This is a genomic window from Streptomyces spinoverrucosus, from assembly GCF_015712165.1.
Lineage (GTDB): Bacteria > Actinomycetota > Actinomycetes > Streptomycetales > Streptomycetaceae > Streptomyces > Streptomyces spinoverrucosus_A.
Map to the genome: position 1 here is coordinate 2,117,600 of NZ_JADPZX010000001.1, position 11,421 is coordinate 2,129,020.

Sequence of the window (11,421 nt, forward strand, 5' to 3'; positions counted from 1 at the left end):
AAGACCCCAGAGACCACCCCTGAGAATCCACGCCCAGAACATGCCACCCTGAACCCATGCCCGAAGGAGACACTGTCTGGCAAGCCGCGAGGCGCCTGCACACCGCCCTCGCCGGCAGGATCCTGACCCGCTCCGACCTCCGCGTCCCGAAATACGCGACAGCCGACCTCACCGGCCGCACGGTCCTTGACGTCACCCCTCGCGGCAAACACATCCTCACCCGCATAGAAGGCGGCCTGACCCTCCACTCGCATCTCATGATGGACGGTTCCTGGAAGGTCTACGCGACCGGCGCGCGCTGGACCGGCGGCCCCGCGCACCAGATCCGCGCCATCCTCGGCAACCCCGACCACACCGCCGTCGGCTACCGGCTCCCCGTCCTCGACCTCCTCCGCACCACCGACGAGGAGCGAGTCGTCGGCCACCTCGGCCCCGACCTCCTGGGACCGGACTGGGACCCGGACCAGGCCCTGGCCAACCTGCTCGGCGACCCCACCCGCCCCCTCGGCGAGGCCCTCCTGGACCAGCGCAATCTCGCCGGCATCGGCAACGTCTACAAGAGCGAGCTCTGTTTCCTGCTCGGCGCCACCCCCTGGCTCCCGGTCGGCGCCCTCCCCGCCGACCGTGCGGCCAAGCTGCCGCCGCTGGCGAAGAGGCTCCTGGAGGCCAACCGCGACCGCCCGGTCCGCAGTACGACAGGCCGCCGCGGCCAGGATCTGTTCGTGTACGGCCGCGCGCCCCGCCCCTGCCTGCGCTGCCACACCTCCATCCGCGTCGCCGACCAGGGCGACGGCTCCCGCGAGCGCCCCACCTACTGGTGCCCGCGCTGCCAGACCGGCCCGGCACCCACGCCCGGCACCCCACACACCGGCGAAATCCAACGCCGCCCAACTAATTGACGACCCGTCAGAAATCCTCGTACCGTCCCTACATGGCCGTACAGGCATACGACCTCACCGGACGCACCGCCTTCGTCACCGGCGCCGCCGGTGGCATCGGCCGCGCCTCGGCGGTCCTGCTCGCCCAGGCCGGCGCCATCGTGCACTGCGCGGACCGCGACACCCACGGCCTGCACGAGACGGCCACGCTCATCAAGGACCGGGGCGGCACCGCCCACACCCACCACCTCGACGTCACCGACCGCGCCCAGGTCAGACAGGCCGTCGAGTCCTGCGAACGCCTCGACGTGCTGGCCGCGATCGCCGGGATCATGCACAGCAGCCCGGTCCTGGAGACCCGCGACGAGGACCTCGACCGGGTACTGAACGTCAACTTCAAGGGTGTCCTGTACGCCTGCCAGGAGGCCGTCCGGCTGATGCTCGCCCACGACGTGAAGGGCAGCATCATCACGATGGCGTCCGGCGCCGTCGACACCGGCGGTCCCGGCCTGCTGTGCTACGGCGCGGCCAAGGCGGCCGTCGTGCAGCTGACGAAGACGCTGGCGACCGAGGTGGGCCGGTACGGCATCCGTGTGAACGCGGTAGCGCCGGGCTGGATCCGCACGCCCATGACCGCCCGCCACGACAGCGCGGCCCAGACGCACACAGAGGCGATGATGGCGCGGATGTCCCCGCTGGGCCGGGTCGGGGAACCGGAGGACGTCGCCCACGCGGTCCTGTACCTGGCCTCGGAGGCGTCGGCCTTCACGACGGGCCAGATCCTCCGCCCGAACGGCGGCGTGGCGATGCCCTGGTAGCGGCCCCCCTGACCGCCCGCCACGCCGCCTTCCCGAGCGAGCCCGCCGCACGCCCCCTGGGCACACAGTGCACCGGCAACAGGCTCAGCCCCCACCCCCCGGCCGCGACCACCCCCTCCAGCGCCCCGGCATTGGGCGCCGTCGCCAGTCGCAACACGGCCCACCACCACACCGCGCCGAGCCCCAGTACGGCCCCCAGCGCACTATCCGCCCCGCCATGGCCGTCACCTCCAGCTCGACGCCAGAAAGCCCGTCCTCACGTCCGGGACGACGCTAGTCGCGTGCCCTCCCGCCACGGGAGGGCGCACCAGCGGCACGGGGGCGCACCGCTCACCGACGCCGACGGAAACCGAGGCACCCGGTTCAATCGGGGGCAACTCCGTGCCCCGGGCACCCCCGCCCAGTCAAAACCAACCACACGCCTCCGACACCCCCGGCCACCCGAACACCGAAGTCAACCCAAGGCCTACCGCTCCCCCGAGCGCCCAGGCCAGCCCAAGACCACGCGCTCACCCGTACACCCAGGCCAACCCAAGACCACGCCCTCACCCGAGCCCGCAGGTCGCAGGTCGCAGGTCGCAGGTCGCAGAGGCGACCTCACCACCCAGGCACGAGGCACCCCGCACCCACCAGCGCCCACCTCCCTCCGGCAACCCCAGGCACCCAGGCAACCCCCAGCTCAGTCGTTCTCGGCCTGGAACATCCAGTGATGCTTCTCCAGATCCGCGGTGATCCCGATCAGGATGTCCTGCGAGACCGGATCGGCCTCCGCAGTCGCCGCCACACGCTCACGCATCCGCCCGATCACCACCCCCAGCGCGTCCACGAGCGCCCCGATCGCCTCCGCGTCCCTGATCCAGCCGCCGGCCGTCGCCGCGATACCGCTGCCCACGGCCACCGTCGAGGCACGCCCGTCAGGCGGCACGCCCAGCGCCGAGGCGCGCTCGGCGACCGTGTCGGAGTGCGTGCGCGCGCTGGTCACGACCTCGTCGAGCTGAAGGTGCACGGTACGGAAGCGGGGTCCGACCACGTTCCAGTGGATCTGCTTGGCCACGAGGGAGAGGTCGATCAGGTCGACGAGGGCACCCTGCAACGCCTCGGCGACGGTCTTCAGATCGGCGTCCGACAGTGGGCTCTTCACGACGTACATCGCACCTCCGTTGGCTCGCCCGTCCTGTCCCTCCACGATGACCGTGCCACCCAAGACCGGCAAACGCACCCAAAGCGGCAAAAATGGAACGCAAACGTGCCTGAAGAGAGACACCGGAAACGCGAAAACCCCGACCACTCTCCCCCGGGTCTCCCCGGAGAAGCCCCGGCCGGGGCCTCACACATTTCCTCACACATTTCCTCGCACATGACTAGGCACGCGACACAGCACGTGCCTCACACGCGAGACTCAGCTCACGCGGCGACCACATCCACCGCCTCGGAGGGCGCCTTGATGGTCACCCGTTCCGGTGGCACACCGGCCACCGACACGGAACCCAGCATCGGACGAACCGGCGTGGGCACAGGCTCACTGGGGGTGGCCGCTGCAGACTGGGCCAGCTCGGCGAGGGCGAGCTCGTCGCTCACTTCCCGCATGAGCTCGGACATCCGTACGTCCAGCGCGTCGCAGATGGCGGAGAGCAGCTCGGAGGAAGCCTCCTTCTGCCCCCGCTCCACCTCGGAGAGATAGCCGAGTGAGACTCGGGCGGACGAGGAGACTTCGCGCAGAGTACGGCCCTGGCGCTGGCGCTGCCGACGCAGCACGTCACCCAGCAGGCGACGGAGCAGAATCATCGGTGGCTCCCTCCTCGGACCGCGTAGCCGCATCCTTCACGCCCCACCGTACCGCCTTGCGCTGCGGCCGTGCGGGGAGCGATGTCGTGTTCACTCAGGGCTGCAAACATCAAAACCCCCCGTTCCGTTCCGTATCCTGTGCCCGCTCATTCCCGGTCTGTTCGCTCGCAAGCTCCCTCAGAAGCAGCGCGAGTACGCTCCGTACACTCTCCATACGAATTTCCGCCCGGTGGCCGTTCAACCTCAGGGTCTCCACTTTTCCGCCACCGGCAGAACCGGAAGCCGGTCCGAACGGCCCGTCCAGGGCGACGAACACGGTCCCGACGGGCTGTCCGTCCTGGGGTTCCGGACCGGCGACACCGGTCGTCGCGAGGCCCCAGTCGGCGCCCAGCGCCTTCCGCACGCCCGCCGCCATCTGGGCCGCGACCTGCGGATCCACTGCTCCACGCTGAGCCAGCAGGGTGGCGTCGACGCCGAGCAGTTCGTGCTTGAGCTCGGTCGCGTACGCCGTCACCGATCCCCGGAAGGCCTTGGACGCCCCCGGAACCGCGGTCAGCTCCGCCGCGACCAGCCCGCCCGTCAGCGACTCTGCCACGGCGACGGTCTCGCCTCTCACCGTGAGTAGTCGCACCACCTCGGTGGCCGGGGAACTCACGCTTCCGTCTCCTCCAACGCGGCCTTGCGCTCGGCAATTCCCTGCCGACGCAGCACAATGGCCTGTCTCACATAGTCGAGTCCGGTCGCCACGGTCAGCACGACCGCCGCGGCCATCACCCAGAACCGCAGGGTGGCCAGCCATCCCGTGAGTGCCAGGACGTACATGCCGACGGCCACGCCTTGGGTGAGGGTCTTCAGCTTTCCACCACGGCTGGCGGGAATGACGCCGTAGCGAATGACCAGAAAACGCAGCAGTGTGATCCCGAGTTCCCGCCCGAGGATCACCGCCGTGACCCACCACGGCAGATCGCCCAGCGCCGACAGACAGATCAGCGCCGCGCCCATGATCGCCTTGTCGGCGATGGGGTCGGCGATCTTCCCGAAGTCGGTGACGAGGTTGTACGTGCGCGCCAGATGGCCGTCGAACAGGTCCGTGATCATGGCGATGGCGAAGGCCGCCCAGGCGAGCGAGCGCCACGCCGGGTCGTATCCGCCGTCGGCCAGCATCAGGGCGACGAAGCCGGGGACCAGGACCAGCCGGAGCATGGTCAGGAGGTTGGCGACGTTCCAGACGCTGGCCTGGTTCACGGCCGCGGCCGCGATCTTCCCGCCACGCGCCGGTTTCACACCCATCTGCGCACCGGAATCACCCGCCCCGGAGACACCACCACCGACCCCCGAAGCACCCGCCCCGGAGACACCGGCACCGGCACCGGCACCGGCCCCGGACGCCGTCACGCCAGTAGCACCCGCCCCCACGGCACCCGCGGCACCGGACACACCCCCACCCTTGGAGGAGCCCTTCTTCAGGGACGCCCTCTTCGAGGAGCCCCCTTTCGAGGCCGAGGCCGCGCCGTTCGCCTGGGCGGAGCCACCCGCGGCGGACGCCGGTACTCCGGTCATCTGCCCGCCTCCTCACTGCCGGCCCGGCCCTCGGCGCCAACGCTCACGAACGCCAACGGCTCGGCCACCAGGTCGACGCCTTCCGTACCGACCACCTTCGCCTCGACCATACGACCGACGCTCAGTGCCTCGCCGCCCGCGGCGCCGGTGAGCAGCACCTGACCGTCCGTTTCCGGCGCCTGGTGCGCCGCACGCCCGTGGGTACCCTCCTCACCGCCCACCGATTCCACCAGCACGCGCACGGTCTCCCCGACGCGCTCCTCGGCCCGCTGCGAGACGAGTTCCTCCGCGAGCCGCGAGATGTGGGCGAGCCGCTCGGCGACGACATCCTCGTCGAGCTTGTTGTCGTACGTCGCCGCCTCGGTGCCTTCCTCGTCGGAGTAGCCGAAGACGCCGATCGCGTCCAGCCGCGCCCCGTTCAGGAACCTCTCCAGCTCGGCCAGGTCGGCCTCGGTCTCCCCGGGGAAGCCCACGATGAAGTTAGACCGCACGCCCGCCTCGGGCGCCTTGCTCCTGATGGTGTCGAGCAGCTCGAGGAACCGGTCGGTGTCACCGAAGCGCCGCATCGCGCGCAGCACGTCCGGGGCGGAGTGCTGGAAGGACAGGTCGAAGTAGGGCGCGACCTTCGGCGTCGAGGTCAGTACGTCGATCAGGCCCGGCCGCATCTCGGCGGGCTGGAGGTAGCTGACCCGCACCCGCTCGATGCCGTCGACGTCCGCCAGCTCCGGCAGCAGCGACTCCAGCAGCCGGATGTCGCCCAGGTCCTTGCCGTAGGAGGTGTTGTTCTCGGAGACCAGCATGATCTCCTTGACGCCCTGCTCGGCCAGCCACCGCGTCTCGTTCAGCACGTCGCTCGGGCGGCGTGAGATGAAGGAGCCGCGGAAGGACGGGATGGCGCAGAAGGAGCAGCGCCGGTCGCAGCCGGAGGCCAGCTTCACCGAGGCGACGGGGTTGCCGTCCAGCCGGCGCCGCAGCGGGGCGCGCGGGCCGGAGGCCGGGGCGACGCCCTCCGGCAGGTCGGAAGGCGCACCATGACCGGGCAGCGCCACATCGGACGCCGCCTGCCGGTCGGCGGGGCTGATCGGCAGCAGCTTGCGCCGGTCACGCGGGGTGTGCGCGGCGTGGATGCCGCCGTTCAGGATGGTCTGCAGTCGGTCGGAGATGTTCGAGTAGTCGTCGAAGCCGAGCACGCCGTCGGCCTCGGGGAGGGCCTCGGCGAGTTCCTTGCCGTACCGCTCGGCCATGCAGCCCACCGCCACGACGGCCTGGGTTCTGCCATGGCCCTTGAGGTCATTGGCCTCCAGGAGGGCGTCGACGGAGTCCTTCTTGGCGGCGTCGACGAAGCCGCACGTGTTCACGACGGCGACGTCCGCGTCCCCGGCTTCCTCGACGAGCTCCCAGCCGTCCGCCTCCAAGCGGCCTGCGAGCTCCTCCGAGTCCACCTCGTTACGGGCGCAGCCAAGGGTGACGAGTGCGACGGTACGGCGTTCAGGCATGGGCTCAAGACTACTTCGTCCCGCTGACACCCCAAGTCAACGGGGTTGGCCGATCTTGGCCAACCCCGTAACCGAACCCTGCCCCTCGAAAGGCCCGCTCATCCGACCTGCGGATCGCCCTTCGTGTACGTCAGCCGCTCCACGGCACCGGGCTGGAAGTCGTCCTCGATCTTCTTGCCGTTCACGTACAGCTGGATGGCCCCCGCGTCACCCAGCACCAGGTTGATCTTCGAACTGTCCTGGAAGGTCTTGGACTGGCCCTGCTTGAGGAGGCCGTCGAACAGAAGCCGGCCGTTGTGGTCCTTGGCGGAGATCCAGCTGCGGCCGTCGACGGCGCTCACCTGGACGGTGACCTTGTCACGGGGCGCGGCCGCGATGGCGCTCTCGGAGGGGTCGGGTTTGGGGTCGGTGGGCTTGGGGGCGTCGGCGGACGGCGAGGCGGTCTTGCCGGTCGAGGGCTTCGCCCCCTCGGCGACCTGCGTCTTGGAGCCGTCCTCGGAGTCGCCCTTGAAGAGGGTGAAGCCGACGAAACCGATCACGGCGACGATCGCGGCGACCATGGCCGCGGTCCAGTTGGGCCCCCGCCGCTCCGGACGGATGCGCTCGGCCTCGAACAGCGGCGCCGCCGGCGTCGGCGCCGGACGCCCACGCTCGGCGTCGTACTGTGCGAGGAGCGGGGCGGGATCCAGGTGGACGTGCTTGGCCAGGGTCCTGATGTGCCCGCGCGCGTAGACGTCGCCGCCGCAGGGCGCGAAGTCGTCCGCCTCGATGGCGTGCACGATGGCGATGCGGACGCGGGTGGCGGTACTGACGTCATCGACGGTCAGCCCTGCGGCAATACGCGCCTGCTGCAGGGCACGGCCGATGGAGGGGAGGGCTTCCTCGGATACGTCTTCGAACGGACGCTCGTCTTCAGGGGAGTTGCCGATGGACACGGGGGCGCCTTTCGAGCGTGTAGCCACCTGTGCTGGAGGTTCAGTCTAGGGGGGGTGCAAAAGGGTGGGGCAACCCGGCGGAGGGACTTTGTACGCCATCGGAATGGTTGGAGGTCCCGATACCGGGTGTGGTGCTTGACGAATGGTGAGGCGAGTGGTTGTCGCTTCCCTCAACTTGACGTGCGTCGCAGGGAAACGGTTGCTCAATGATCCCTTACGGGTGAGTCACGATCGAACAACCGCCTGCGGCGAGCCGACGATCGTACCCGCATGCCTACCCTTCAGACTCCCCACGGATGACGGCGAGCACGCCATCCAGCTCATCGGGTTTCACAAGAACGTCACGTGCCTTGGACCCCTCGCTGGGCCCGACGATGTTGCGCGACTCCATCAGGTCCATCAGCCGTCCGGCCTTGGCGAAGCCGACGCGCAGCTTGCGTTGGAGCATGGACGTCGACCCGAACTGCGTGGAGACGACCAGCTCGGCCGCCTGGCACAGCAGGTCGAGGTCGTCGCCGATGTCCTCGTCGATCTCCTTCTTCTGCTTGCTGCCGACGGTGACGTCGTCCCGGAAGACCGGCGCCATCTGGTCCTTGCAGTGCTGGACGACGCCGGCGATCTCCTCCTCGGTCACGAACGCGCCCTGCATACGCGTCGGTTTGTTCGCACCCATCGGCAGGAACAGCCCGTCGCCCTTGCCGATCAGCTTCTCGGCACCGGGCTGGTCGAGGATGACCCGCGAGTCCGCCAGCGACGACGTGGCGAACGCCAGCCGCGACGGCACGTTCGCCTTGATCAGACCGGTGACGACGTCGACCGACGGCCGCTGCGTGGCCAGCACCAGGTGGATACCGGCCGCGCGCGCGAGCTGCGTGATGCGCACGATCGCGTCCTCGACGTCCCGCGGCGCCACCATCATCAGGTCGGCGAGCTCGTCGACGATCACCAGCAGGTAGGGGTACGGCTGCAGCTCCCGCTCGCTGCCCTCGGGCGCCGTGACCTTGCCCTCGCGTACAGCACGGTTGAAGTCGTCGATGTGCCGGTAGCCGTACGCCGCCAGGTCGTCGTAGCGGAGGTCCATTTCCCGTACGACCCACTGGAGCGCCTCGGCGGCCCGTTTCGGGTTGGTGATGATCGGCGTGATCAGGTGCGGAATGCCCTCGTAGGCGGTCAGCTCGACGCGCTTGGGGTCGACCAGGATCATCCGGACGTCCTCCGGGGTCGCCCGCATCATGACCGAGGTGATCAGGCAGTTGATGCACGACGACTTACCGGAACCGGTGGCTCCGGCGACGAGCATGTGCGGCATCTTCGCCAGCGAGTGCATGACGTACCCGCCCTCGACGTCCTTGCCGAACGCCACCAGCATCGGGTCGTCGTCCTCGGCGGACTCGGCCAGCCGCAGCACGTCGCCGAGGTTGACCATCTCGCGGTCGGTGTTCGGGATCTCGATGCCGACGGCGGACTTGCCGGGGATGGGGCTGATGATCCGCACGTCGGGGCTGGCGACGGCGTACGCGATGTTCTTGGTGAGGGCGGTGATCCGCTCGACCTTCACGGCGGGCCCGAGCTCGACCTCGTAGCGCGTCACCGTCGGTCCGCGGGTGAAGCCGGTGACCGCGGCATCGACCTTGAACTCGGTGAAGACGTTCGTCAGCGAGGCCACCACGGCGTCGTTGGCGGCGCTGCGCGCCTTGCCCGGCCCCCCGCGCGTGAGGAGGTCGAGGGACGGCAGGGCGTAGGTGATGTCGCCGGACAGCTGGAGCTGCTCGGCGCGCGGCGGCAGGTCGCGCGGCTGTGCGGGCGGTGACTTGGTGAGGTCGGGGACCTCGGTCCCGAGCTTCTCCTGTTTGGCGCGCGCGGCCGGCACCGGCGTCGGGGTCGGGGTGGTCTCCGCGCGGTCGCCCACGCTGACGCCCTGGGTGAGGTCGGCGACGATCGGCGACGGCGGCATGCCGTGCAGCACTGCGCCGTCGAGCGCGGCAGCGGCGGCCGCGGCGACGTCCACGGCGTCCTTCTGCCGCCCCTTCTCGGGCTGGGGCACGGACGAGCGCCCGGGGCGGCCGCGACGCCGGGAGAGGGCCTCCTGCTCCGCGCTGTCGGGGTCGTACGCCTGCGGGGCCTGCCCGCGCCTGCGGGGCCGCGCGGGCAGCGCCTCGCGCCACTGTTCGTCGTAGCGCTCGTCGTCCTCGCTGAGCTCGTCCTCGTACTCCTCGGCGTCACGGACGATGCCGAGCTTCACACCGAGCAGCCGCAGCCGCTGCGGGATGGCGTTGACGGGGGTGGCCGTGACGACCAGCAGCCCGAAGATCGTGAGCAGCACCAGCAGCGGTACGGCGAGCATCTCGCCGAGGGCGTACGTCAGCGGGGTCGCCGCGCCCCAGCCGATGAGGCCGCCGGCGTCCCGTATGGCCTGCATGCCGGCGCTGCGGGCGGGCGAGCCGCAGGCGATGTGGACCTGGCCGAGGACGCCGATGAGGAGCGCGGACAGGCCGATGACGATCCGGCCGTTGGCCTCGGGCTGCTCGGGGTGCCGGATGAAACGCACGGCGATCACCGCGAGCAGGATCGGCACGAGCAGGTCCAGTCGGCCGAAGGCGCCGGTGACCAGGATCTCGACGAGGTCGCCGACGGGACCTCGCAGGTTGGACCAGGTGCCCGCGGCGACGATCAGCGCGAGGGCGAGCAGCAGCAGCGCGATGCCGTCCTTGCGGTGGGCCGGGTCGAGGTTCTTGGCGCCCTGCCCTATGCCCCGGAAGACGGCACCGACGGCGTGCGCCAGGCCGAGCCAGATCGCGCGGACGAGTCGGTAGATGCCCCCGGTCGGGCTCGGCGCCGGCTTGGGTGCGGCCTTCTTCGCCGGGGCCCTCTTGGCGGGCGCCTTCTTCGCGGGGGCCTTCTTCGCGGCGGCCTTCTTCGTCGGAGCCTTCGCCGAAGCGGCAGCCTTCTTGGCGGGCTGCTTCTTGGCTGCGGAGGGACGTGAGGCCATAGGTGTGAGATTACCGGTGGAGTCGACAGCGGACACGTGTGCCTACTGCTTCACCCGTTCGTGTCGCCCTTGTGTGGGCACGGAACTGACGCGGGTTCACGAGCAGGTGACTTGTGCAAGCCCGGCAACACGACGGATCCGTGAACGTACCGGGAAATTCCGGGCGGGCAACTCGGCCCGGTTCGCGCTCAGTTCTGCGACGGCACCGAGGGAGCCCCGCCGGTGCCCGGCTCCAGCGCGTCCAGCGCCCGCCGCAACCCCGTGAGTTTGCGCTCCAGGTGAGCCGCCGTGGCCACCGCCGCCGCGTCCGCGGACTCGTCGTCGAGTTGCTTGGAGAGCGCTTCGGCCTGCTCTTCGACGGCCGCGAGGCGCGCCGACAGCTCGGCGAGCAGCCCGGCGGACTCCTTGCCGCCGACCGCGCCCTTGCCGCCGCCCTCCAACTGGAGCCGCAGCAGCGCGGCCTGCTCGCGCAGCTGGCAGTTCTTCATGTACAGCTCGACGAAAACGGAGACCTTCGCGCGCAGCACCCACGGGTCGAACGGCTTGGAGATGTAGTCCACCGCTCCGGCCGCGTAGCCCCGGAAGGTGTGGTGCGGGCCGTGGTTGATCGCGGTGAGGAAGATGATCGGGATGTCGCGGGTCCGCTCCCGCCGTTTGATGTGCGCGGCGGTTTCGAAACCGTCCATTCCCGGCATCTGGACATCCAGCAGGATGACCGCGAAATCGTCCGTGAGTAGTGCTTTGAGCGCTTCCTCCCCGGACGATGCCCGCACCAGCGTCTGATCGAGCGCAGAGAGGATCGCCTCCAGCGCCAGCAGATTCTCCGGCCGGTCATCGACCAGGAGGATCTTGGCCTTCTGCACCATGGCCCGCCCTCCTCGCCCCGGCAGTGCACCGGGCGCCGCCCCGTGGGACGACTCCGTTGCGCCGCCCATCCTCGTGCCGGTCATCGTAGCCGCA

10 protein-coding genes are annotated in these 11,421 nt (G+C 70.0%); 2 read left to right on the forward strand and 8 right to left on the reverse strand.

All coding sequences use genetic code 11. The annotated features are described in order from the left end of the window. The first annotated feature begins 56 nt into the window (after positions 1-56). Together I2W78_RS09470 and I2W78_RS09475 are read left to right on the forward strand one after the other, a co-directional pair. A complete protein-coding gene (locus I2W78_RS09470; protein ID WP_196458654.1) occupies positions 57-899 on the forward strand; it encodes an Fpg/Nei family DNA glycosylase in 843 nt (280 codons plus the stop codon). Between the two features lie 32 nt (positions 900-931). Then, positions 932-1,696: an SDR family NAD(P)-dependent oxidoreductase gene (locus I2W78_RS09475; RefSeq protein ID WP_196458656.1), complete on the forward strand. Its 765-nt coding sequence runs from the start codon at positions 932-934 to the stop codon at positions 1,694-1,696. A gap of 679 nt (positions 1,697-2,375) precedes the next feature. On the opposite strand, the gene I2W78_RS09480 is transcribed toward I2W78_RS09475, so the two are convergent. The 8 genes from I2W78_RS09480 to I2W78_RS09515 all read right to left on the reverse strand — a co-directional run bounded on the left by I2W78_RS09480 (position 2,376) and on the right by I2W78_RS09515 (position 11,327). Further along, positions 2,376-2,846 (reverse strand): Dps family protein, encoded by a 471-nt coding sequence (locus I2W78_RS09480; protein ID WP_196458658.1) that lies wholly within the window; start codon positions 2,844-2,846, stop codon positions 2,376-2,378. Positions 2,847-3,100: 254 nt separating this feature from the next. Continuing rightward, complete coding sequence (locus tag I2W78_RS09485; RefSeq protein WP_141315452.1) at positions 3,101-3,481, reverse strand: helix-turn-helix domain-containing protein; 381 nt, start codon at positions 3,479-3,481, stop codon at positions 3,101-3,103. 109 nt (positions 3,482-3,590) lie between these two features. Continuing rightward, positions 3,591-4,136 carry a CinA family protein gene (locus I2W78_RS09490; RefSeq protein ID WP_196458661.1) on the reverse strand — a complete coding sequence of 182 codons (546 nt, stop codon included), beginning with the start codon at positions 4,134-4,136 and terminating at the stop codon, positions 3,591-3,593. Beyond that, the gene (pgsA, locus tag I2W78_RS09495) at positions 4,133-5,041 is read right to left on the reverse strand and encodes a CDP-diacylglycerol--glycerol-3-phosphate 3-phosphatidyltransferase (protein WP_196458663.1); all 909 of its coding nucleotides are present in this window, start codon (positions 5,039-5,041) and stop codon (positions 4,133-4,135) included. Before pgsA ends, I2W78_RS09490 begins: the two co-directional genes overlap by 4 nt. Beyond that, on the reverse strand, positions 5,038-6,537 hold the full coding sequence (rimO, locus tag I2W78_RS09500) for a 30S ribosomal protein S12 methylthiotransferase RimO (protein ID WP_196458665.1): 1,500 nt from the start codon (positions 6,535-6,537) through the stop codon (positions 5,038-5,040). The genes pgsA and rimO overlap by 4 nt, the downstream gene beginning before the upstream one ends. Positions 6,538-6,635: 98 nt before the next feature. Continuing rightward, on the reverse strand, positions 6,636-7,472 hold the full coding sequence (locus tag I2W78_RS09505; RefSeq protein WP_196458667.1) for a helix-turn-helix domain-containing protein: 837 nt from the start codon (positions 7,470-7,472) through the stop codon (positions 6,636-6,638). A 274-nt stretch (positions 7,473-7,746) separates the two neighbouring features. Then, complete coding sequence (locus I2W78_RS09510; protein WP_196458669.1) at positions 7,747-10,461, reverse strand: FtsK/SpoIIIE family DNA translocase; 2,715 nt, start codon at positions 10,459-10,461, stop codon at positions 7,747-7,749. Positions 10,462-10,649: 188 nt separating this feature from the next. Next, positions 10,650-11,327: a response regulator gene (locus tag I2W78_RS09515; protein WP_189702184.1), complete on the reverse strand. Its 678-nt coding sequence runs from the start codon at positions 11,325-11,327 to the stop codon at positions 10,650-10,652. Between the last annotated feature and the right edge of the window lie 94 nt (positions 11,328-11,421).